23 protein-coding genes and 1 tRNA gene are annotated in these 22,551 nt (G+C 64.1%); 12 read left to right on the top strand and 12 right to left on the bottom strand.

Features of this window, described 5'->3' with window-relative positions; genetic code table 11:
* Nucleotides 1–75: 75 nt before the first annotated feature.
* Nucleotides 76–516 carry a hypothetical protein gene (locus tag AC1DMY_RS13280; protein ID WP_477165411.1) on the bottom strand — a complete coding sequence of 147 codons (441 nt, stop codon included), beginning with the start codon at nucleotides 514–516 and terminating at the stop codon, nucleotides 76–78.
* A gap of 38 nt (nucleotides 517–554) precedes the next feature.
* Complete coding sequence (locus AC1DMY_RS13275; RefSeq protein ID WP_477165410.1) at nucleotides 555–2,216, bottom strand: M28 family metallopeptidase; 1,662 nt, start codon at nucleotides 2,214–2,216, stop codon at nucleotides 555–557.
* 292 nt (nucleotides 2,217–2,508) lie between these two features.
* Here AC1DMY_RS13275 and AC1DMY_RS13270 point away from each other — a divergent pair, with 292 nt between their 5' ends.
* The 5 genes from AC1DMY_RS13270 to AC1DMY_RS13250 all read left to right on the top strand — a co-directional run bounded on the left by AC1DMY_RS13270 (nucleotide 2,509) and on the right by AC1DMY_RS13250 (nucleotide 7,720).
* Nucleotides 2,509–2,904, top strand: a complete 396-nt coding sequence (locus AC1DMY_RS13270) for an HU family DNA-binding protein (protein WP_046973133.1) — start codon at nucleotides 2,509–2,511, stop codon at nucleotides 2,902–2,904.
* Between the two features lie 667 nt (nucleotides 2,905–3,571).
* Nucleotides 3,572–4,000, top strand: a complete 429-nt coding sequence (locus AC1DMY_RS13265) for a phasin family protein (RefSeq protein WP_477165409.1) — start codon at nucleotides 3,572–3,574, stop codon at nucleotides 3,998–4,000.
* A 507-nt stretch (nucleotides 4,001–4,507) separates the two neighbouring features.
* Nucleotides 4,508–5,176 carry a DUF1045 domain-containing protein gene (locus tag AC1DMY_RS13260; RefSeq protein WP_477165408.1) on the top strand — a complete coding sequence of 223 codons (669 nt, stop codon included), beginning with the start codon at nucleotides 4,508–4,510 and terminating at the stop codon, nucleotides 5,174–5,176.
* Between the two features lie 251 nt (nucleotides 5,177–5,427).
* Nucleotides 5,428–5,886 carry a host attachment protein gene (locus AC1DMY_RS13255; RefSeq protein ID WP_477165407.1) on the top strand — a complete coding sequence of 153 codons (459 nt, stop codon included), beginning with the start codon at nucleotides 5,428–5,430 and terminating at the stop codon, nucleotides 5,884–5,886.
* Between the two features lie 238 nt (nucleotides 5,887–6,124).
* Nucleotides 6,125–7,720 (top strand): MASE1 domain-containing protein, encoded by a 1,596-nt coding sequence (locus AC1DMY_RS13250; RefSeq protein WP_477165406.1) that lies wholly within the window; start codon nucleotides 6,125–6,127, stop codon nucleotides 7,718–7,720.
* A 30-nt stretch (nucleotides 7,721–7,750) separates the two neighbouring features.
* Here AC1DMY_RS13250 and AC1DMY_RS13245 read toward each other — a convergent pair whose 3' ends face one another.
* The 7 genes from AC1DMY_RS13245 to ftsY all read right to left on the bottom strand — a co-directional run bounded on the left by AC1DMY_RS13245 (nucleotide 7,751) and on the right by ftsY (nucleotide 13,867).
* Nucleotides 7,751–8,215: a hypothetical protein gene (locus tag AC1DMY_RS13245; RefSeq protein WP_477165405.1), complete on the bottom strand. Its 465-nt coding sequence runs from the start codon at nucleotides 8,213–8,215 to the stop codon at nucleotides 7,751–7,753.
* A gap of 402 nt (nucleotides 8,216–8,617) precedes the next feature.
* A complete protein-coding gene (locus AC1DMY_RS13240; RefSeq protein ID WP_477165404.1) occupies nucleotides 8,618–9,769 on the bottom strand; it encodes a TraB/GumN family protein in 1,152 nt (383 codons plus the stop codon).
* Nucleotides 9,770–10,140: 371 nt separating this feature from the next.
* Nucleotides 10,141–10,216, bottom strand: a tRNA-Phe gene (locus tag AC1DMY_RS13235).
* 63 nt (nucleotides 10,217–10,279) lie between these two features.
* On the bottom strand, nucleotides 10,280–10,558 hold the full coding sequence (locus AC1DMY_RS13230) for an oxidative damage protection protein (protein WP_477165403.1): 279 nt from the start codon (nucleotides 10,556–10,558) through the stop codon (nucleotides 10,280–10,282).
* Between the two features lie 24 nt (nucleotides 10,559–10,582).
* Entirely contained in the window at nucleotides 10,583–11,614 is a 1,032-nt protein-coding gene (mutY, locus tag AC1DMY_RS13225; protein WP_477165402.1) for an A/G-specific adenine glycosylase, read from the bottom strand.
* The gene (locus AC1DMY_RS13220; protein WP_477165401.1) at nucleotides 11,611–12,705 is read right to left on the bottom strand and encodes an AsmA family protein; all 1,095 of its coding nucleotides are present in this window, start codon (nucleotides 12,703–12,705) and stop codon (nucleotides 11,611–11,613) included. The genes mutY and AC1DMY_RS13220 overlap by 4 nt, the downstream gene beginning before the upstream one ends.
* 13 nt (nucleotides 12,706–12,718) lie before the next feature.
* Complete coding sequence (ftsY, locus tag AC1DMY_RS13215; RefSeq protein WP_477165400.1) at nucleotides 12,719–13,867, bottom strand: signal recognition particle-docking protein FtsY; 1,149 nt, start codon at nucleotides 13,865–13,867, stop codon at nucleotides 12,719–12,721.
* 74 nt (nucleotides 13,868–13,941) lie between these two features.
* On the opposite strand from ftsY, the gene rsmD reads away from it, so the two are divergent.
* From rsmD to AC1DMY_RS13180, 7 genes are all read left to right on the top strand, one after another.
* On the top strand, nucleotides 13,942–14,502 hold the full coding sequence (gene rsmD, locus AC1DMY_RS13210; protein ID WP_477165399.1) for a 16S rRNA (guanine(966)-N(2))-methyltransferase RsmD: 561 nt from the start codon (nucleotides 13,942–13,944) through the stop codon (nucleotides 14,500–14,502).
* Nucleotides 14,503–14,685: 183 nt separating this feature from the next.
* Complete coding sequence (gene coaD, locus AC1DMY_RS13205; protein WP_477165398.1) at nucleotides 14,686–15,213, top strand: pantetheine-phosphate adenylyltransferase; 528 nt, start codon at nucleotides 14,686–14,688, stop codon at nucleotides 15,211–15,213.
* 251 nt (nucleotides 15,214–15,464) lie between these two features.
* Complete coding sequence (locus AC1DMY_RS13200; RefSeq protein WP_477165397.1) at nucleotides 15,465–15,959, top strand: hypothetical protein; 495 nt, start codon at nucleotides 15,465–15,467, stop codon at nucleotides 15,957–15,959.
* A gap of 141 nt (nucleotides 15,960–16,100) precedes the next feature.
* Nucleotides 16,101–16,397 carry a YfhL family 4Fe-4S dicluster ferredoxin gene (locus tag AC1DMY_RS13195; protein WP_046973115.1) on the top strand — a complete coding sequence of 99 codons (297 nt, stop codon included), beginning with the start codon at nucleotides 16,101–16,103 and terminating at the stop codon, nucleotides 16,395–16,397.
* Nucleotides 16,394–18,121, top strand: a complete 1,728-nt coding sequence (ggt, locus tag AC1DMY_RS13190) for a gamma-glutamyltransferase (RefSeq protein WP_477165396.1) — start codon at nucleotides 16,394–16,396, stop codon at nucleotides 18,119–18,121. Before AC1DMY_RS13195 ends, ggt begins: the two co-directional genes overlap by 4 nt.
* A gap of 159 nt (nucleotides 18,122–18,280) precedes the next feature.
* Entirely contained in the window at nucleotides 18,281–19,132 is an 852-nt protein-coding gene (locus AC1DMY_RS13185; protein WP_477165395.1) for an MBL fold metallo-hydrolase, read from the top strand.
* A 29-nt stretch (nucleotides 19,133–19,161) separates the two neighbouring features.
* Nucleotides 19,162–20,178, top strand: a complete 1,017-nt coding sequence (locus AC1DMY_RS13180; RefSeq protein WP_477165394.1) for a TMEM43 family protein — start codon at nucleotides 19,162–19,164, stop codon at nucleotides 20,176–20,178.
* A 235-nt stretch (nucleotides 20,179–20,413) separates the two neighbouring features.
* On the opposite strand, the gene AC1DMY_RS13175 is transcribed toward AC1DMY_RS13180, so the two are convergent.
* The 3 genes from AC1DMY_RS13175 to flgM all read right to left on the bottom strand — a co-directional run bounded on the left by AC1DMY_RS13175 (nucleotide 20,414) and on the right by flgM (nucleotide 22,532).
* Nucleotides 20,414–21,670, bottom strand: coding sequence for an EAL and HDOD domain-containing protein (locus tag AC1DMY_RS13175; protein WP_477165393.1), 1,257 nt, complete (start codon nucleotides 21,668–21,670; stop codon nucleotides 20,414–20,416).
* A gap of 95 nt (nucleotides 21,671–21,765) precedes the next feature.
* Nucleotides 21,766–22,212, bottom strand: coding sequence for a flagella synthesis protein FlgN (locus tag AC1DMY_RS13170; RefSeq protein WP_441603002.1), 447 nt, complete (start codon nucleotides 22,210–22,212; stop codon nucleotides 21,766–21,768).
* Nucleotides 22,209–22,532, bottom strand: coding sequence for a flagellar biosynthesis anti-sigma factor FlgM (gene flgM / locus AC1DMY_RS13165; protein WP_046972354.1), 324 nt, complete (start codon nucleotides 22,530–22,532; stop codon nucleotides 22,209–22,211). The genes AC1DMY_RS13170 and flgM overlap by 4 nt, the downstream gene beginning before the upstream one ends.
* Nucleotides 22,533–22,551 lie beyond the last annotated feature (19 nt).

Below are 22,551 nucleotides of genomic sequence, written 5' to 3'. Positions count from 1 at the left end.
CACCCGCCCCTCACCACCGTAAAGGTGGCAATGTCCCGGCCTTCCCCCAAAGGGGAGAAGGAGAAGTGAGACGGCTTAGCCAGCCAGCCGCCAGCGCGTGCCTTCGCTCGATACGCGCGAGTGCGCCAGGGCGAGTTCGGGGATATAGCGCCACTCGCTCAGGTCGCCGGGGAGGCGCGCCTGCGCGCAGTCCATGCGAATGGCGATGAGTGCGGCTTCGGCCGTTTCGTGGCGGCCCATTTCGCACTCATCGCACAACACGCGCCATTGGCGGCCATGGCGAACGATGCGGAACAGGCCGGTTTTCGAGGGGTGGACGTATTGCGCCAGCATAGGATTCAACTTTTTTAGTAGTCCGTGGTGCGCAGCTTGCCGTCGATGCATGACCTTCTTGTGATTCCTGTCTGGCTCGACGGTGACTGCCATATTGCCGTTGTGTTTTGCCGTCATCTGAATCAGCGTCGCGTGAAAAACATGTTCCCGCGAGTTGGCGCGGTTAAAGAAAAAGGCCCGCATTGCTGCGGGCCTTTTCGTGTACTGCAACCAAATCGCGGTTATTTGCGCTGTGCCGCCGTAGAGTCGCGGGCCGCACGGAATTCCGAATCCTTGCTCCAGTTGGGCCAGGTGTCGGAGTTGGCGAGGTCGCTGCCGAGCTTGTAGAGGACCTGCAGATCGCGGGCCATGCCGGTGAACGGCCAATCCGCCTGCCACTCGTCGGACGGCTGGTGATAGTGCTTGGCCACGTACTCGTCCTCGGCCGCCTTGCCGGCGGCGAGGCCGCCATCCACCCAGTCGTTGCCCGAGCCGAACGACACGGCCGGCACGCCGCGCTTGGCGAAGGAGAAGTGATCGGAGCGGAAGAAGTGGCCGGCTTCGGGCTTCGGATCGGCCGAATACACGAGGTTCCACTGCTTGGCCGTGGCGGTCAGCTCATCGAGCAGGTCGAGCTTGGCGCTGCCGGAGATGGTGAAGTTGCGCGACGGGCCGTGCGGATCGAGCGCATCCATGTTGATGTCGGCCACCGTGGTGGCGAGCGGGTAGAGCGGCTTGGAGGCGTAGTACTCCGAACCCAGCAGGCCCTTTTCTTCGGCGGTGACGTTGAGGAACACCACCGAGCGTTCCGGCTTGGGCTGGCTGGCGAAGGCGCGAGCCAGTTCGATCAGCGCGGCAGTGCCGGTGGCGTTGTCCACCGCACCGTTGTAGATCTTGTCGCCCTTGGCATCGGGGGCGCCGACGCCGAGGTGGTCCCAGTGCGCGCTGTAGATCACCGTCTCGTTCGGGCGCTTGCTGCCCTCGACGCGGCCCACGATGTTGTGGGAGGTGATCACCTTGGAGTTGATCTTGTAGTTGGCCGAGAAGGTCTCGCCCTTCAGCACCACCGGCTTGAAGTCGCGCGTCTGTGCCTGCTTCTTCAGCGCTTCGAAATCGAGGCCGGCAGACTTGAACAGGTCAACCGCCACATCCCGCTGGATCCACGCTTCCACCGGCGTATGTGCGCTGGCGGGATGGTCGCGCACCACGTCGAACTGGGTGTTGGTGTTGGAGTTGGCCACGGTCGCCCAGCCGTAGGAGGCCGGTGCGGTTTCGTGGACGATGAGCATGCCGGCTGCGCCCTGGCGGGCGGCTTCTTCGTACTTGTAGGTCCAGCGGCCGTAGTAGGTCATGGCCTTGCCGCCGAAGTCGCCCACGCCGGTTTCGAAGTCCGGGTCGTTGATCAGCACGACGGCGATCTTGCCCTTCAGGTCCACGCCCTTGAAGTCGTCCCAGTTGCGCTCCGGCGCCTTGACGCCGTAGCCCACGAACACCAGCGGCGCGTCCTTGATCGACACGGCCTTGGAGCCGTCGAGCGCGGAACGCACGGCGATCTGCTGGCCCTGGGTCAGTGCTTCGGTCTTGCCGTTGACGGTGAACGACAGCGACGGCGTGCCGGCGATGTCGGACTGCAGCAGCGGCACGGCTTGCGTCCATTCGCGCTTGCCGTTCTTCAGGTCGCCGCCCGGCTGCACGCCGGCCGCCTTGAACTGGGCAACGACGTAATCGATGGTCTTGGTTTCGGCCGCCGTAGCGGGGCCGCGGCCTTCGAAGGCATCGGACGAGAGCGTTTTGACGTCGTCCGACAAACGGTGCGGGTCGAACGTCGGGGTGGTCGGTGCATCGGCAGCGAACAGCGCCGACGTCACAGACAGGGCGAGCAGGGATAAGGCCAATCGCTTCATGGGCAGCACCTAGCGTGGAGACGAACCTCGATAGTAGAGACGGCTGGCGCCGCCGGTCCATAGCCGCCTGACGCGGCGCCGTCGGCAGCCGGATGGGGAAGGCTAGGAAAAGCCCTAAAAAACAGCCTTTCCGAGTGCCCAATCGTGACTTTCTTCACCCCTTCCAGGCCAATATCAAAAAAAAACCGCATTTTTTCCGTCTTGCAGCTTGGCGTGATGGGCTGGCATGCCATACATTCCGCATGCCGAGAGGCATCAAACACCATCTCTATCGATCACCACGGGGAAATGTATGGCGAAGGCGCAAAAAGCAGCAGCAAAGAAGAAGGCCGCTCCGAAGGCAGCTCCGAAGGCCGCCAAGGCGGTTGTTCATAAGCCGATCAAGGACGCACTGGGCAAGTCGGGCCTCGTGGCTCACATCGTTGAAGCCAGCGGCGTGGCTGCGAAGGACGTGCGCGCAGTGTTGGCCTCGCTCGAAGGCGCAGTGACGGGCTCGGTGCACAAGAAGGGTGCCGGTCATTTCACCATGCCGGGCCTGCTGAAGATCACGGCCGTCAACGTGCCGGCCAAGCCCAAGCGCAAGGGCATCAACCCGTTCACCAAGGAAGAGCAGTGGTTCGCTGCCAAGCCCGCCACGGTGAAGCTGAAGATCCGCGCGCTGAAGAAGCTCAAGGACGCCGCTCTCTGAGCGTAGCGCTTTACTAGAGCATCCTCGTCAGGTGCGGCGCTTGCGCCGCACCTGACGTCTTTGAGAAGTGGCTTATCGCTGCGCAGCCAGCGGCCACTGGCGCCGACCGCATCCATGCCCGTCGGTACCGAGCCTCGACTCGTCTGCCGATTCAACTGCAGATTGACGCTCTTGCTGGCCCGGTTGTCTGCTTTCACCTTCCACGTGCCGCCCTCGAAGTCCATGTGATGCACATGGGTGCCCCCGGGTGGATTACCGCACGCGACGATGCGCCTCGCTCAGGCGCGGCACCTGCTAGTCGGAAGTATTTCCCCATACGCGGATCTACGCGAACGGCGTGCTCTTGCCGTCGGCGATGCGCGCCTCGGCCATCCACGCTGCGTAGTACGTCAGGCCGTGTACTTTCTTGCTGCCCTGTCGCTCGCATGTGTTTTCCTTCAAAACTACGTCCCGTGAACCGATCTGAACCGCTCGCCGAGTCGGTACTGCCGTCGTCGAGCGAGTGATCGAGCTCGCGCCAATCACACATTTTGTTGAGGCCGGAAGGTTCATGCTCCCGTCGCGCAGCTGGTCCATAGTGGCCGGAGGTGTCATGGCGACACCTGTGCAAAGCCGCCGCCGGAAGGCGATGGCGCTACCGCAAAAGATCTCCCACTGAGGGCATGACATGGCTAACCCGAGCGATCTCCCGTTGAGCCTCTACAAAGCCAACACCGAGCTTCAGCTGCGCGTGAACAAGCTGGTGATGGAAAACTGGAAGAAGTGGCTAGAGCTGTCCACCCGAGCGATGGACGACGGCATCGCGGAACAACAGGCGCGCGTGGAGCAACTGATCAAGGCGCAGGATTGGGCGGCCCTGGCATCCATGCCCGCCGATACGTTCTGGCGACAGCTGCAGCAGCGCATGGGCGACGCCAGCGTGACCAACCAGATCGCCGCCAACGTGCAGGCGCATTTCGCCAAGGGGCTGCAGGATGCCGTGCAGACCTGGCAGAAGGACACCGCCGGCGCGCTCGGTGGCGTTGGCGACATGAGTTTGTCCGAACCGTGGAAGGACATCCTTTCGCCGTGGGGCAAGTTCCATCCGATCAGCTGATGGCGTCCGCCGTGCCACCCGGCCTTAGCGCCGGGTGGCATGCTGCCGGGCTGAGCCGGCACCCGTCGTCCCATGCGCGCGGCCCGGCCGATGCGCGCGTTCGTTCTGCCGACTCCATCGCGTTACCCCAGCCGCGCTCATGGTCAACTCTGCCGCTGCCGTGCAGGTCCGCCGTGCTCGAAGGGGATGCGCGACGCACACCGGCAACTGATGGGAAACATAGAGGGCGCGCGGTCGCACTTCGCGCCGATCCCCGTCTTGTCACATAGGTTTAGTTAGCTAAGGGGCGCAGCGCCATCAGGCGCGGCCTGTCGACGGTAGCGGTACGGCATCGTCGGCAGCGGATTTTGGACTGGCAGGGGGACGGGTGAAGCGAGGACAGGGCAGGGCGCTTCGGGGCAATGACGATGTGAGGATGCCTCGCATGTGCGCACATCGCGCATGGCTTGGCGGACCCCCTCGACTCGGGCTCATACCGCTGCTGCGGGCATCGCTGGTCGGCAGCTGATGCGTTACGCCATCTACTTCTGCCCCGCGCCTGCGAGCGCGCTGGCTGCCTTGGGGCGCGACTGGCTGAGCACCGAGCTGGCCGCCAATGGCATTCCAGGGATTGGGCTGACTCGTTGGAATGCGCTGCTGGCGGATGTGCGCCGTTACGGCTGGCACGCGACCTTGCGATCGCCGTTCACGCTGTCGCCCGACGTCGAGCTCAGTGAATTGCGCCAAGCCCTGCATGTCGTCGCCCGGTCACACGCGCCCATCAATCTCACCTTGCGCTGTGCGCGGCTTGCCGGGTTTCCGGCACTGCGTCCGCTGGGCGACAGCAAAGCGGTGAACGCCCTGGCGGCGGCCTGCACCGAAGCGATCGAACCCTTGCGTCTGCCGCTGGCGGAACACGATTTCCAGCGTCGCGCCTCCGGGCTCGATGCCATCGAAACTCACTACCTTGGACGTTACGGGTATCCCTACGTGTTTGAACGCTACCGTTTCCACATGACGCTATCGGCACCGGCTTCCGTCGAGGAAGAGCGCGCGCTGCAACGCTGGTTGTCGCTGCGCGCGTCGATGCTGCCGACCGCGCGTATCGATGCGCTGACCTTGTGCGTGGAGTCCTCGCCCGGCGCTGCCTTCGAGCCGTTCGAACGCATCGCGCTGCACAAGGCATCGGCGGCCTGACCGCCGTAAAAGCACTCCCCTCGAGGGATGGGATGGGCGCGGGTCGTCGTCAGGCCTGGGTGTTTTGGACGCCAGCCGGGCGATCGTCATGGGCGTAGCGACCTGCGCCTGACCGTCAGGCTCACGTTGGCTTGACGTGTTGAAGGGGATTCTCGAACTTCCCCGACGGTGTCGACAGCGCCCGGTGCCATCGCCTGGCGCGCGGATGTCAGTCGCCCGGCATTCCTGGTGAAACTTCCTGGGAGCGCGTGATGAACAAGACGGTTTGGATCGTGGTTGCCAATCGAGGCGTCGCCCGGCTGTTCCAGGCCCGGCAGCCGACCGGTCCGCTGGAGGAACTGGATGCGTTCATCCATCCGGAAGCGCGCCTGCATGAGCAGGATCTGGTATCGGATAGGCCAGGTCGGGGCTTTGACCGATCCGGCCCAGGCAGCCATGCGGAAGAGCCCGACACCACCATGGTCGAGCAGGAAACCAGCAATTTTGCCCTGGAACTCTCCCGCTTCCTGCTCAAGGGCCGCACCGACGGGCGCTTCGACGGCTTGATGCTGATCGCCGCGCCCGCCTTCCTGGGCTCGCTGCGGGATCGACTGGACGGCCCCACCAAGGGGCGGGTGATGCTCGAGGTGGCCAAGAATCTGGTCCATCTGGACGCCGCCTCCGTACGCAGCTACCTGCCAGACCGCCTGTATTCGGCGGTGGCCGGGTGATCTTCCGCCAGGAACCCGGCGGTAGCACCGCAATATTTCACGTCGAAGACCTGTCGCGACTTTCACGACTCGATGCTGAAATGTTTGACGTGGTGCACATTTGCAACAACTGGCTGCGCTACGATAATGGGGCTAGAACGCCGGGGCGTTTCACAGTGCTTTCACGCCTCAACCGATGTGATCGGCCGCTTGCGCAGAAGCCCAGCGCAGGCGAGGGAAAGACTGACAGGGGGATGCAATGCTGGACGCTCCGTGGGCCAATCTGTGGTTCCGCCGCATCGGCATTGCCGTTTCCTACGGGCTGCTGATTTTCCTTGCTCGTCAGGTCACGATTCCCCACTTCCTGCTGCTGAGCGGCGTACATCTCACCGCGCTGCTGCTCACCCGCTATCGCGATTGGCCGTGGCTCGTGCTCGGCGAAATGGGCGTCCTGGTGCCCGTAAGCATTCAGTGCGCGAGTCTGTGGGGTATTCCCTGGGCCATCGTCAATGTCATCCCGGGTATCGTCATCATGGCACCGGTGGTGTGGGCGGTGCGCCAGCGCTGGCCGATCATGGAATCGCGCAAAGCGCTCAATATGGGCGCGCTGCTGGGTTGTGCGCTGGTGCTGTCATTCCTGATGACGGCCTACAACATCAGCACCATGCTGATCACCAAGTTGCCGGATGGCTATACGCTGCACTTCGACAAAATGGCTGTCGAGTGGGTGCTCGGCAATTACCTTGGCATCCTGGCGGTAACGCCGACGGCCTTGTTTGCGCATCAGCTATTTACCGGTGCCCGCTGGCGCGAGCTGGGATCACGCCTGCTCGACAACCGCACGGTGCTGGATAGCACTTTCCTGGTCGTGCCCGCCTTGCTGCTGCTGGTCTGGATTGGCCTGGAATCCCCGCGCGTCCGCCAGATTGCGCAAGTCGCCATGTTTCTTCCCATTGTCTGGCTGGCCATGCGTCACGGTTGGCAGGGCGCGGCAATCGGCGGCACGGCTTCGAGTCTGGCCGTGGTCGCACTGATGCCGGCTACTTACGATCAGCAGACCATGCAGGCCGAAGCCATCGTGGCCTTCGCCATTTCTTCCATGCTGTTGCTGGGAGCGCGCATCGGCGCATTGCACCAGCATGCGGAGCAGGAGCGGATGGACGTTCGGATGGCTATTGCGCTTGCCCAGCGCAATGTCCACATTGGCGAAATGCAGCTGCGCACAACCTCGCTGGCGCTGGAGCAGATTCGCGAAACGGTCCAAGCCAGTTTTTCGATGATGATGGGCCGCCTGCGTCACTTGCAGCCGACCATCGAAGATCGCAGCTATCACCGCCAGGCGCTGGTGGCACAGGACCAGCTGTTTCGTCTGGCCGACAGCCTCTATCCCGTATCGTGGCGAGAGCGCGGTCTGCCGGCGGCACTGCGCGAGGGTGCCATCCCCCGCGCGCTCGACGAGACAGGCGTGGGCTACTGGTGCGATCTGCGCGGACCGTTGAGCCGCCTCTCGCAGACCCTGCACCTGGTGATTTACCGCCTCGTCGTCGAGGTGGTGGCCGATGCATGTGCCAGGCGCAACCTCAGCGAAGTCGTAGTGCGTGTTCGCTGCGGCGAAAAGGCTGGTCGCCGCTGGGCGCTCGTCAGCATGATTTTCCGCGACCAGGCAGAAGCATCCTCGAACGTGCGTTGGGATGAACTTCTTCCGCGCGTGATGCGCTCCACCAGCGGCATGGGCTGGTCGGGTATCCGTGATCGCGCCATGACTTTCGAAGGTGACGCCCGCGAGCATTCGCTCGCCAATGGCCGTCGCGTCAGCTTGCTCTTGCTCGACCCCATCACGATCAGCGGCGTCTAACGCCGCTGATCGCGGGCCTCCCACTGATTCTTACTGGATGTGGGAGTTGCAGACCATCGGGTCACCTGCGCATGCCGCTGCAGCGCGCAGTTGCGTGGTGCCGTCGCTCAACGTGGTCGCGGTCACGGTGGTCGCGTTGTCCTGATAGACCGTGGTCGGCGTCGTGGTCGGCGTAGCCGCCGTCGGTACGGCCGCAGGCTGCTGCGGTGTTACCACGAGCTGCGAGAAGCGACCCACCGGTAGCGTGATGAACTGGCCACCCGCCGCGCCGACGGCGCCCAGCACATTGCCGTTCGCATCATTGATCTGCACGAAGTTGATCCCGCCAATGGTGAACACATAGGCGTGGAAGTTCGGATTGCTGCTGACGTCGGACGCGTTGGGCCAGGACTGGCCCAGGCCGGAAGCAGGCGGCTGGTCGGCGAAGGCAGCTCCGGACGTAGCCAGAGCGAGCACGCCAAAGAGGCATGCGCGACGCGAGAGGGCTTTCAACATAACGGACCCCTTTGTTGGTGATGTGCTCAGACATTGAGCAACGGTGGCGAATGTAGCACCAAGTTTGTCCCAACCCCTGTGACTCATGATTCTTGGGACACGGTGTCTCGGCTTGCTGCCACCCATACACGCAGACGCAAGCCGCTGGCGGCAGCCGGGCCCTGGACCTGCGGTTCGACTTGTCGCGGGCCGCGGAAACGGCAGGCAAAAAATGTGATGCAAATCACATTTTGGTGGAGACCTGCAGAGGGGCCTGTGCGGCCCTAAGAGATACCTATAGCGGTGCGAACTCAAACCCTGGCCGGGTCTCGCAGCGTGTATCTCCAGCCATCGCCGCTTCAGGGCGTGCCGTGCCGTAACTGGGCAATCCTCTTTTTTTCAGGATGCGTCGCCCAGTTGATCTCAATAATCGGCATTCGCTCCAATCAGCATCGCGGGCGACTGGACGGAATAGCCGTCCTTTTGAAGTTCCTTCAAATAGCCATCGCCAGTCAAAATCAGATTCATTGGAAGCAAGGCCAGCGATTGGGTGTTCTGCGTCAGTGCGGCCTCGGCTGCCTTGATCCATGCTTGTCGGATGCGGACGGAGATATCGTTCATGCCAATGTCTTTGGCAAAGTCGGTGTTGCCTATTGCTGAAAGACAATCATCTTGTTGCTTGGCCGACAGAATTTTCGCCAAGGTCTCGATGTCCCCAGTCGCCCACGCGTGTCCCCGTTCGGAGGCTTGTGAGAAATCCTGCTCGATGACACTCAAAATGCCGCTGAGGCACTGCTGGTCATCTATGGCTACTTGCTTGAACTGCTTCGCGGCGCGACGCGGATCATCGAGCACCATCACATAGGAAGTGTCGGTTACGGACACCTTGGCCCGGCCTGCGGCGAAATAGATGGCAGCCTCCACCTTGTGGTTGTCCGTTAGCCCGGATTGAAGGAGGGCGGCGCTGTACAACTTCTGGCCCGCGAAAGTCGGCCGCAAATGTTCGATACCCGAGCTATTGCCAAGGAATTTCTTCTTTTGGACTTGCCAGCGGCCGTACAGGTCAGGCGATAGCACCTGTTGCAACGTCCGGCCGTCCGGGAGCTTCTTCAGTCCGATCATGGAGGGAATCAGCAGCAATCGACCCCAAAGCCCGACTTGCGCTCCGACTTGCAGGCCCGGTGGCTTGAGTATCTGCTGGGAAGAGGCAATGAGATGTTCGATCTTGGGCGACTCCCATGGCACGCCTCTGGGTAGCGGTGAAGTGATTCCAAGTATCCACATCACATGGCTGCCCCTGCTGACCCTCCATAGTGCAGGACCTGGCAGAACGCCCGAAACCGCCACGGGCGGCAGTGTGAGGGCAGAGCTCGGTGATGCGGGCAGCGGGGTCGTCTGAGCGCATGCGCCGAGCGCGATAAACGTTGCCAAGAAGTACGCGGCAGTACGAACTCGACTTGCTGGCTGCATGTCATCCCCTTTGGCTTCATCTGCAGCGTGAGATCCATCTAGGCCGTTGCCATCTCCACTCAACTGGCTCTGTCGCAGCATCAGAGAGGCGAGAGGATCGAACATGCGTCTTCCGCATCGCCAGGAAGGCTAGTGAGCAAAAGATTCTTGCGGTGTTGCTGGGAGCAGGATGGCAACTCCTCAAAAGACGGTCTGTCGGAACAATCTGAGGGCGAGGTCCGAGAGCGATGGCGAGGGAGAAGGGCGGCGCCGATCCGTCACTTGCCGCGATCAAGCGCTCGTGGCGTTGGATATGCCGAGGTCGTGAGGAGATCCCCGCGACGAAAATGACGACGCATAGAAGCAACGGATGAACTTGGGATTCGGGGCCTGCGCGAGATATAGATCCTGCTTGCAGGTGGAGGGCGCAAGCGGCAGGCGAGTTCGGCCATGAGCCAAAAGAAAAGGGCCTGCATCGCTGCAAGCCCTTGAAATCATGGTGGCCGGGGACGGAATCGAACCGCCGACACGGGGATTTTCAATCCCCTGCTCTACCAACTGAGCTACCCGGCCATGCCAGCGTGCGTCGAAGACGCCGCGTGGAGCCGTGCATTAAATCCGAAGCAGGGCGGCTCGTCAAGACTCTGCGGGCGGGGCGACGTAGCCTTCGGGCTGTTTCACGTCGCCGCCGAACAGGAATTTTTCCATTTCGGCGGTCAGGAACTGGCGCGACTTGGGATCCAGCGGATTGAGGCGGTATTCGTTGAGCAGCATGGTCTGATGGGCCAGCCATTGCTGCCAGGCCTCCTTGGAAATCTCCGCATAAATGCGTTGGCCTAGCGGGCCGGGCCAGGGTGCGAAATCCAGGCCTTCGGCCTCGCGGCCGAGCTTGGCGCAGTGAACGATACGACTCATGCGTGGTGACTCATCGGTAGTGATTCAGAGGTTCTGCAGCAGGGTGCGTACCGGGGCGGGCAGGCCGAGTGCAGCGCGCTCGCCGGGATCGCACCAGCGCAGGCTGGCATTATCGGCGATGCGCTGATGCGCCGTCGCCTCGTCGAACAATAGCGGCTCGACCTTGAGCCGATAGTGGCTGAAAACATGCACGAACGGTGGCAGTGCATGCGCGTCGTCGATCCGCGCGAGGGACTCGGCGGTGCGCCACGCGTGATCGTGATCGCTCGCTTCGGGAAGACTCCATAAGCCGGACCATACGCCTTGCGCGCCGCGACGTTCGAGCAGCACACGTCCAGCGGCGTCGCGCAGGATCAGCATCACAGTATCGCGCGTGGGTATCGCTTTGGTGGGCTTGGCGCTGGGCAGCTGCGCGGTCAGGCCGTCACGCTTGGCGACGCAGTCCGCTGCAAGCGGGCACTGATCGCACAGCGGTTTGGAGCGCACGCACACGGTGGCGCCCAGATCCATGATGGCTTGTGTGTAGTCGGCGGTACGCAGTGCCGGCGTCAACGCATCGGCGTGTTGCCAGAGCGTTTTTTCGATGGCGCTTTGGCCTGGATGTCCGTGGATGCCCAGATACCGCGTGAGCACGCGTTTGACGTTGCCATCGAGGATGGCGAAGCGCAGTCCATAAGCCTGCGCGAGGATCGCGCCCGCCGTGGAGCGACCGATGCCGGGCAAATCGGCGAGTGCTTCGAAATCCCGCGGCAGTTCGCCCTGATGTTTTTCCACGCAGATCTGCGCGGCGCGCTGCAGGAAGCGTGCGCGACGGTAATAGCCAAGGCCAGACCACAGCGCGAGCACCGTGTCTTCCTCGGCGGCAGCGAGATCACGCAGCGTTGGCAACGCAGCAACAAAGCGCCGGAAGTACGGAATCACCGTCACTACCTGCGTCTGCTGCAGCATCACTTCCGACAACCACACGCGATAGGCGTCGCGTGGATGCTGCCAGGGCAGATCCTTGCGGCCGTGTTCGTCGAACCAGGCCAGCAATGCAGCAGCGAATGGATTCATGGCGACTTGCGCGTGGGCTTGGACGGCGGGGGTTTCGCTGCCGCCGGTTTGGGCGGTGTCGCCGTGCTGGCGGCGGGGGCCGGGACATCGGTGCCCGCCTGGATGGTGAGGCCTTCGACGCTGATATCGCCGGCCTCGATACTGGCTACCTCCGCATGTCCGTTGCCGGGCGGCACGGTCAGTCGCGGACCGTCGTCGTGATCGAGTTGCGACCACCAATTGGCCAGGGCCAAGGGAGGGATATGCAGATCGGCGTGATTGTCCGGGCCGTCCAGCTTCAGCGCGAGCATCAGCGGATCGCTCTGGTCGGCAGGAGTGAGTTGGATCACGGCGTCGTATTCGCCCGCGTTGGCGTGATCGAGCTTGCCCGTCAGCTGTGCGGATGCATCGGCCGCACCGCGCCAACGTGCGTCGCCGGTGAGATGCAACGTGAGTGTGGTGCTGTGCGCCACATACAGCGCGATGTTCTGCAGCAGCAGCGAGCCGTTCTTGATGCTCGGAGTTACCGATAGCCGCAATTGGGTCGGGATACCTTGCGCATCCTTCGCCGTGATGGTGAGCGGAAACGCATGATTGGCGGCGAGCCGGCCTGCATCGAGCTCCACATCGCCGAGCAACATCTGGTTGCCGCGCACCAGGCTGCCGCGCGTGATGTGCACACCGGCATCAATGCTGGGTATCGCCGCAGGCACCGCGGAAGGGCCGGAGGGCAGGTCGTCCAGCCACGATTGCAGCGCATCGAGGTCGACGCGCGGCGAGTCGATCTGCATCTGCGAGATCACGGTTTCGCCGTGCAGCAGCGTGCGCCACGGCAGCGCGAGCGTGCCGCGCGCGGCGAGCAGAATGGGCATGTTGGCGTTGCGCGCGCTGAGCGTGATGCCTTCGAGCTCAAGCGCGGGACGCGGAAACAGCGCGGGCGTGGCGGGGCTGGCGAGGCTCAGCTCAAGGCCGGCATCCTGCGCCTGTTGCTGCAGCATCGCGGTGATGCGTTCCGGTTGCAGCAGCACATGTACCGCGATCAGCGCGACCGCCACCAACAGCAGCGTGGCGCTGCTGAGCACGATGAGGGCGAGGCGGAGCCAGCGTGGCACCCGTCAGCGCTCCTCAGCCTTGACCCAGGCTGGCGGGAAGCAGGCCGTCGACATAAGCCTCGGCATCGAACACGCGCAGGTCGGTGGCAGTTTCACCCAGGCCCACGTACCGGATCGGCAGGCCGAATTCGCGCGCCAGCGCGAACACCACGCCGCCCTTGGCGGTGCCATCGAGCTTGGTCACCACCAGGCCGCTGACGCCGACGATCTGGCGGAATTGGCGCACCTGGCTCACGGCGTTCTGGCCGGTGGTGCCGTCGATCACCATCAGCACTTCGTGCGGCGCCGCGGTGTCGATTTTCTTGAGCACGCGGGCAATCTTGCCCAGCTCGTCCATCAGGCCGCCTTGCGTGTGCAGGCGGCCCGCGGTGTCGGCGATCAGCACATCGGCGTTGCGCGACCGCGCGGCCTGCAGTGCATCGAAGATCACGCTGGCGGCATCGGCGTCCTGGCCCTGCGAAATCACCGGCACCTTGTTGCGTTCGCCCCAGGTCTTGAGCTGTTCCACGGCGGCAGCGCGGAAGGTGTCGCCGGCGGCGAGCATCACCTGGCGTCCCTCGTCGCGATAACGACGGGCGAGCTTGCCGATGGTGGTGGTCTTGCCAACGCCATTGATGCCGACCGTGAGGATCACGTACGGCTTGAGGCCGCTGACCTCCAGCGGCTGTTCGACCGGACGCAGCATGGCGATCAGCGACTGGCGCAGAGCGGCCAGCAGCGCGCCGGCATCGGCGAACTCGCGCTTGTGCATGCGCTTGCGCAAATCCTCCACCAGCGTCGTGCTTGCCTCGACGCCGACGTCGGCCGTGATGAGCGTGGTTTCCAGCTCGTCCAGCAGATCGTCGTCCAGCTTGGGATGGCGGATGAACAGGGAAGTGAGGCTGCGTGCAAACCCGCTGCCGGAGAGGCGTTCGCGCCAGCTGCGCTTGGATGGAGCGGCGGCTTCGACGACTGCGGCAAGTTCGGTGGCGACATCTTCGGCGGGCGCATCGGGCGCGGGCGGCGTTTCGGCCAGCGCTTCGTCCAGGGTGGGACTGGCGTGGTCGAGCGAGACGGCATCCGTGTCATGCGCGAAGCCGGCTGCCGGAGCGATCTCGTCCGCTGGCGCGGTCGACTGGCCCGGTGCGGCGTCAGCGGGTTTCTTCTTCCAGAACTTGAGCATTGCGGCAGCGATTCAAAGACAATGGCCCGCATGCTACCACCCCCTTCCAAACTCACCGCTGAGCCATGGCGCCCATGAAGGGCGCGAGCGGGCGCATCCGCATCATTGGCGGACAGTTGCGCAATTCACGCCTTGATGTGCCCGATCTGCCCGGCCTGCGACCGACGCCGGAGCGCGTGCGTGAAACCCTGTTCAACTGGTTGGCGCCGGTGATCGATGGGGTGCGGTGCCTGGATTTGTGTGCTGGGACCGGTGCGCTGGGCGTGGAGGCGCTATCGCGTGGCGCGGCCGGCGTGCAGTTTGTCGAGCGTGATGCGCGGGCCGCACAGGCGCTGCGGGACAATCTGGCGCGGCTGAAGGCAAGCGGTGGGCAGGTCGCCGCGATCGACGCGCAGGTCTATCTGCAGGGGGCTGCGCAGCCGTTTGGGGTGGTGTTTCTCGACCCGCCGTTTGGCCTTGATCTGTGGGCGCCCTTGACCCGGCAGTTGGAGCAGGGTGGGTGGCTGACGCCGTCGGCGTGGGTCTATCTGGAGTCGCCTCGGCAAGCGGCGCCGGTGCCGCCCGCCAACTGGACGTTGCATCGGCAGGGCACGGCGGGCGATGTGCTTTACACGCTTTATCGACGCGGGGCTTGACGCATGCTCTGCGCGACCAGCCGATGGTGCGGGTACACCCCAGCGCTGCGGTCGCGCACAGGGTGCGCTCCTACAAGGGTGGGCGCGGGCCTGTCCGTGGATTTCCGGGTTCAGGAAACAGGCTAGGCGGATGCCTCGAACGGGCCTAAGCTAGCCGCCCCTCCGCTGACAGTGACTCGTCACGTGAACAAGCCGCCGGTCAACCAGCGCCTCGCCGTTTACCCGGGTACTTTCGACCCCATCACCAATGGCCATGCCGACCTGGTGGCACGTGCCGCGCCGCTGTTCGAGCGCATCATCGTGGCGGTGGCCGATAGCCCCAACAAGGGCCGCGGGCCGGGCTTCAGCCTCAACGAGCGCATCGCCCTGGCGCGACTGGCGCTGGCCGACCTGAGGAATGTGGAAGTGCGCGGCTTCGATGGCCTGCTGGCGCATTTCGTCGAGGAAGTGGGCGCTGGCGTGATCATCCGCGGCCTGCGCGCCGTCTCGGATTTCGAATACGAATTCCAGCTGGCCAGCATGAATCGCCACCTGATCCCGCAGGCCGAGACGCTGTTTCTTACGCCGGCCGAGCAGTACAGCTTCATCTCCTCGACCCTGGTGCGCGAGATCGGACGTCTGGGCGGCGATATCTCAGGTTTCGTGCATCCCGCCGTGCAACAGGCGATGCGCCAGCGCTGGCACCGCGACCGCGCCGCCTCGGACGACTGAGCCCCCGCAAACCCGCAGTGCAACACGTCTGACGGTGTCCGGCGCGGGCGTCGTCGTGTATCCTCGCCCGCATCCTGCGGACAGGACAGTCGCTCGCCGCGGATCAGGGGTAGGCAAGGTTTCGGTGGTGGCTCGGCCGCCATGGAACCGGTTGATTCCCTCGGTCCAACAAGGCTCTGTCGCATGACGGCCGAAAGGTCGGTTATCCAACGGATCCCATGACCAGATTTCATCATTCCAGGGTGACCACCATGTACAAGTACGCTCTTCTCGCCGCCATCGCGATCACCGGCATCACCGCCTGCAGCCAGCAGGACGAGTCCGCCCAGCAGCCGACCGAGCAGGTCGCCGCCGTTACCAAGCCGACCGATCCGAACGATGCCAAGGCGTGGAACGCCTACCTCGGCCAGATCGTCCAGAAGAACATGCAGGGCATGACGGCCGACCGTCCGTTCCCGTACCTGGTGCCGGGCGGCGATACCGAAGACGCCAACGCGCTGCGCCAGCGCCAGCTCGAGCAGGTGCAGGACACCGTGGCCCGCGGCGTGCTGCCGGGCAATATGCTGGTGTTCGCCGGCCCCGATTCGGCCAAGACCTCCGAGTTCGTGACCGATGCCTTCAAGGACGCCAAGGCCGGTTCCTTCAAGGACGTGATCGTGCTGGTCATCGGCGACGCCGGCGACAAGGACAAGGTGACCGCGGCGCTGCAGCCGACCGGCGCCACGATCCGTTACGTGAACATGTAAGTTCCGGATTCCGGAGCGGTTTCGAAGCCCGCGGTGCGAAAGTGCCGCGGGCTTTTGTTTTTCAAGCGCGCATCCATCTTGATGGTTCCAACCGCCGGATCTTGCGGCGCACCATCCGCGCCCACCATGTAAACTCAGCGAATGTCCCTGAAAATCCTCGATACCTGCGTCAATTGCGACGTCTGCGAACCGGTTTGTCCGAACAAGGCGATCTCGCTGGGCGAGGAGTACTACGTGATCGATCCGTCGCTGTGCACGGAGTGCATCGGTCACTACGACGAACCGCAATGCGTGGATGTGTGCCCGGTCGAGTGCATCATCGTCGACCCCGAGCACACCGAAACCCACGATCAGCTCGACCTCAAGTACCGATTCCTGATGGCGCAGGGCGATAGCGCGGCGCCGTCGGGTCATGTATCCACAAAGGACGACGCATGAAGTACCCGTTGAACTGGCGCGTGACGCTGCTGGCCCTGCTTGTTTCCTCCAGCGTTGCGTACGCCGACACCCGCCCCGCCGTTGCTCCCGCCACCACTGCTCCCTCGCACGTCATCGCGCAGCGTCCCGGCCATGCCGGCATCGCCAGCGCGAATTTCCACGCCACCGACGCCGGTCTCGAAGTGCTGGCCAAGGGCGGCAATGCGTTCGACGCGGCCATCGCGGTGGCCTCCACGCTGTCCATCGTGGAGCCGGAAAGCTCAGGCATTGGCGGCGGTTTCATGGCGGTGCTGCATCGCGCATCGGACGGCAAGGACATTTTCATCGATGCGCGCGAAACCGCGCCGGCAGCGGTTAACACCAAGGACTATCTCAACAAGGACGGTTCGCCCAATCGCGACACTGCCTTGAACGGGCCGCTTTCGGCCGGCATTCCCGGTGAACCCGCCGGTCTTGCGTGGCTGGCCAAGCACTACGGCAAGCTGCCGCTGAAGGACTCGCTGACGCCGGCCATCCGCCTGGCGCGCGACGGCTTCCAGCCCGATGCCCGCCTGATCAACGCAATCAGCGAACGCCAGCAGGACATCCAGCGCTGGCCTGCGTCGGTGGCCAAGTACCTGCCGAACGGCAAGCCGCCCGTCGCCGGTCAGGCATGGCGCGATCCGGACCAGGCCCGCACGCTGGAAGTGCTGGGCGAGCAGGGTGCCGATGGTTTCTATCGCGGCGAGATCGGCAAGAAGATGGTCGACGCCGTGCGTGCCGCCGGTGGCAACTGGACGGCTAAAGACCTGGAGAGTTACCAGGTGAAGGAACGCACGCCGATCACGGTGGACTATCGCGGCTATCGCGTGGTCACGGCGCCGCCGTCCTCGTCGGGCGGCGTGGCGGTGGCGGAGATCCTCAACATCCTGTCCGGCTACGACCTCAGCAAGCTCGATGAAGCCCATCGCACGCACCTGGTCATCGAATCCATGCGTCGCGCGTTCCGGGACCATAACGACTACCTCGGCGACCCGGACTTCGTGAAGATGCCGCTGGACATGCTGTTGTCGCCCTACTACGCGGCGGGTCTGCGCATGACCATCCTGCCCGACAAGGCCACGCCCTCGTCGATGCTGCCGGGCAGCACGGGCGTTGATCCGGGCATGCATACCACGCATTTCTCGGTGATCGACAAGGACGGCAACATCGCCTCGATCACCTCGACGGTGAACTACACCATGGGTTCCACTTTCGTGGCCGCCGGCACCGGCGTGCTGCTCAATGACGAGATGGACGACTTCGCGCTGGTGCCGAACAAGCCGAACGTTTACGGCCTGCTGGGCAGCGAGGCGAATGCACCGGCTCCGGGCAAGCGCATGTTGTCGTCGATGACGCCGAGCATCGTGTTCGGTCCTGATCGCGTCGGCGTGATCGGTTCGCCGGGCGGTTCGACCATCATCACCCAGGTGCTGGAAGGCATACTCGCCTTCATGGACGGCAAAAACGCCGAAGGCATCGCCGCGCAGAAGCGCTACCACCACCAGTACATGCCCGATCGCGTGGATGTGGAGCCGGGCACGTTTGATCCGGCCACCGCCGACGCGCTCAAGCAGATGGGCCACGAGCTGAAGGAACGCAGCCCCTGGGGCTACATGAACGTGGTCACGTGGGATCTGAAGACCAACAAGCTCGATGCGGCCAGCGATCCGCGCCGCGAGTCTGGCCTGGGCAAGGTGCAGTAACGATGGAGCTGTGGTCTCTCACTGGCAATTCGCAGCAGCTCGATGGTGGCGCCATGTTTGTTCGGCCCATCCATGGGCCTCACCCCGCGCTTCGCGCGGGGCCGCCTGCGGCGTCCGGATTTGCTCCCGGCGAATCCGTGGCAACGCGAGGTATTTGATATGGAACTCTGGTCGATTACTGGCAACTCGCAGCAGCTTGATGGTGGCGCCATGTTTGGCAACGCTCCGCGGGCGCTGTGGTCGCGCTGGATCAAGCCCGATGCGGAAAACCGCATCCCGCTGGCGTGCCGCTGCCTGCTGGTGAAAGACCTCGACGGCAAGAACGTGCTGTTCGAAACCGGCATCGGTGCGTTCTTCGAGCCTGCGTTGCGCGAGCGCTACGGTGTGGTGGAAGAGCGCCACGTGCTGCTCGATTCACTGGCCGAAGCCGGACTCACGCACGAAGACATCGACGCCGTGGTGTTGTCGCATCTGCACTTCGACCACGCTGGCGGCTTGCTTGCTGCGTGGGAAGAAGGGCAGTCGCCGCGCCTCCTGTTTCCGAGGGCCACCTATATCGTCGGCGCCGAGCATTGGCGTCGCGCGCTGCAGCCGCATGCGCGCGATCGCGCCTCGTTCGTGCCGGAACTGCAGCCGCTGCTCGAGGCAAGCGGTCGCCTGGAGCTGGTCGAGGGCGAGCATTCCAGGGCGCTGGGTGACGCCGTTCGCTTCAGCTATTCGGATGGCCATACGCCCGGACTGATGTTGGCGGAAGTGGCCGGCATGGTGTTCTGCGCCGATCTCATCCCGGGGCGCTTCTGGGTGCACCTGCCTATTACGATGGGCTACGACCGCTATCCGGAAAAATTGATCGAAGAGAAGCGCGCGTTCCTGGACGACAAGCTGGCCGGCGACGTGCGTCTGTTTTTCACCCACGACCACGACTGTGCCGTGGCGCGTGTGGTGCGGGACGAGCGGGGGCGTTACGGTACGGCTGACGAACAAGCAGCGATGCGGGGACAGGCGGCCTGACCGGTCGTCCACAGGGGGAGGGGATCACCATGCAGCCTTGGTTGCGACGCGTATTGGGTGTGCTGTTGCTGTTGGCAGGTGCGGGCCTGGTCGCGATGACCGAGCAGGGGTTGCTCGACAATCGCCATGCCTCCGATCGCCACGGCGGACAGATTTACGACCTGGGCGGCGGCGATTCGTCGAGCGCAGGTCATCACGGCAACCTGGTGCGCGTCAGCGGCGCCGTGCGCGTGGTCGAGGAGCCCTTCGATCCCGAGTTCGGACAGCGCGCGCATGCGCCGGTGCTGATCCGTCACGTCGAGATGTTCCAGTGGCGCGAGCTGCGCATGGGCGGCGACGTGCACTACGAACAGGACTGGGTCGATCGTCCGGTCGACTCGCAGCGTTTTGCGCATGCGTCAGGTCACGTGAATCCCGAGCGATTCCCGATCGAAGGCAAGCAATTTGATTCCGGCCAGGCGCGCTTGGGCAACTATGTGCTGTCCGCACCGCTGCTGCATGCCCTGCTTGGCGGCGATCTGATCGAGCCGAACATCAAGACGCTGCCGGCGAATCTGGCGGCGAGCTTTGCGCCCAACGGCAACTACTTCACCACCAGCGAGCATCCTGATCATCCGGTGTTGGGCGATCTTCGCGTCAGCTGGGAAGCTGTGCCGGCGCAGGTGGTCACGGTGTTCGCGCAGATCAACGGCGACCAGTTGGTGCCTTCGGCGAATGCCACCGATGGCAAGGGTTTCGACGTGCAGATCGGCGAGCGCTCCTTGGTGGACGTCGTTCCCGACGTTCCGGCGCCGCCTTCGTTCGTGTGGGCACGCCGCATCGGCGGCATGCTGCTGGCGATGCTGGGCGCGCTGCTGTTGCTCCCCGAGCGTCCTCGTACGCATCACGATGCCTTGCTTGCGGTCGGCAGCGGTGCGCTGCTGATTTCCGCCGTCGCGTGCGTGATGTGGTTGGGGACGGATATGACGGTGGGGGCGATGTGGTTTGGGGTGGCGTTGGCGGGGATGGGGGTGGCGGTATGGAGGTTGAGGGCCACGGCTGCCTGAGGTTCTAATCGCTCGGCAGGCGGCTCTCTTGTAAGAGCGCACTTGTGCGCGACCAGCCGACGAAGCGGTGCACCCAAGCGCTGCGGTCGCGCACGTCGTGACTTTCGGTTGTGGGAGCGCACCCTGTGCGCGACAAACCTACGGAGCGGTACACCTGGGCGTGACGGTCGCGCACAGGGTGCGCTCCCACAGGCAGGCTTGCATCAACCTCGGCGCGGCGCCGAAATCAGCAACCTCAATTCGGCCGCTGATCCGCAAACGCGTAAACGTGATCGGCCCACTGGGTCGCTTCGAGATAAATCGCCGCCATGCGGCGAATCACCTGCGGCTGCACTTCGCCGCCACGCAGGTTGCCAGCTTCCCACGCGCGGATTTGTTCCAGCAGCGGTGCGAACGGGCCCTTGTTCTCGAGCAGTGCACTGCTGATTTCGCGGGCCAGCGGCAGGTGCCACAGGACGAAATCCATGGGGGCTTCCATCATCGCGTCGAGCAGCGAGAAGAGGCCGGCGGTGAAGGCCATTTCGCGTTGTTCGGCGGGCATGTGCTGGGCGAGCTTTTCGCACATGTGGGCGCGGATGAGTGCGGCGCGCAGCAGTTCCGGCGGGCGGTCGCCGGTGCCGCTCAGCGCCATGGTGTAGATCCAGTTACGAAGGCGTGCGGCGCCGAAGAAGATGGCGGCCTGCTGCACGGATTTGAGCTGGCGCGGCAGTGCGAAGTATGCGGAGTTGACGCAGCCCAGCAGCTTGTAGCTGAGGATGGCGTCGTCGCGCACGATCTGGCCTAGTTCGACCGGGCCCGGGTTGCCTTCCTGCAAGGCCTTCATCAGGCGCAGCAGGCTCAGGCGGCTGGCGGAGAGCACCGGCACGGCGACAGGTTCGGGCTTGAGCAGGAACTGGCCCTGGATCGCCTGCAACGGCAGCGATTCGCAGCGGTGATAGGTGTCGTGATCGTCGACATGGCCGGCGACGACATGGGTGCCGCGCGCATGCAGGTATTCGCTGCGTGAGCGCAGCGTGGCCGGATCGAGCTTGCTGGCATCGAGGCGTACGAACTGGACGATCTTGAGCAAGGGTTCCACTGCTGGATTGAATTCCAGCGTGGTGTCGCCGGCATCGAGCATCAGCGGGCAACCGCGTTGCGCCATGCGTGCCAGGCGTTCCACCAGGGCGGCATCCGCGGCAGCCTCCGGCTGCAGCAGCACGCCAAAGCGTGGCTGGTGCTGCAGCACGTCGGTTTCTTCCATCAGCAATTCGTGCGTGAGCCGAAGGAAGGTGCGATTGCCGCGCACCAGGCGCGCCAGCGCGCCGTCGGTGATGGTGGCGAGCGCGCGACGCATCAGCGTGGCTTCGTCCTCTGCATCGTCCTGGAAGACGATTTCATAGGCGAATAGTTCGCGCTTGCTGTCCAGCATGGGCAGACGGATCACCGGCAGCGCTTGTTCGCTGGCGGTGGAGGCGTCCGTGGCGGAGGGGATGGCCGCAGCTTCGCTCATGATCAGTCGATGTGGTGACGATGGTGGAGAGGAGCGGCGATTGCCGCCTGCAAACAACCGCGCGTATGAGATGGCTGCACGCGCGTCATAACGGCTTAAGCCTCGGCCAACGACTGCGAGCGCAGGCTCGTGCGCAGATCACCTGTGCGGCCGTACACGCTCGCTTCCGCTTCGTTGCCGGTCAGTACGGCCAGCGCCTTGCGTACCTGCTGCAGGCGAAGGCCGACGAGATAACCGTTGCGCTGGTTGAGCTGTTGGCAGGCACGCAGCGACTGCAAAATCTCTTGCCACCGGGGAGCCAGCGTGCGGCTGGCTTCCGGCGCGCCCTGGCTGAGCTGCACGCGTTCGCTGTCGAGCTGCTCCAGTCGCACCATCAATTCGTGCTTGCTGGCGCCGGCCTGATTGAGCGTATCGACGTCCGCTGTTTCCAGGGCGGTGCGCTCGGTGGTGAGCGCATCCATCAATTGACCCACTGCCAGCCGCATCTCGTCCACCGCGGCGGTCAGCGCATGGTCCAGTTCGGCTTGCAGTGACGGGCTCATGACTTGCCGTTGAGCTGGTTTTCGAGGGACATCATGCGATCGGCAATCTTGCCCGCATCGACCTTGTACGTGCCGCTCGCCAGCTGCTGGCGGATGTGCTCGACTTTCTTCGTGTCCATGGTGGCACCGCTGTTCGTGCGGGATGCTTCCTGCAAGGCACGCGCGGAGTCGGTCAGCTGGACGCGGTCGTTTGCGCCCGTGCTGCTGCCGGCGGCATCGCTGGCCGTCGTGCTGGAAGCACCCTGCGTGGAGCCGCTGGCCTGGCCTGTGGCGGGCTGAGGAAGCTTGGGCAAGCCGTTGTTGGAGATCGTGGTATTCATGGGTCCGTTCTCTTGGATA

This window comes from Dyella sp. 01L423, assembly GCF_056399945.1.
Note: the sequence above shows the minus strand (reverse complement) of the source record. Positions and strands in the feature narration are given on the sequence as shown.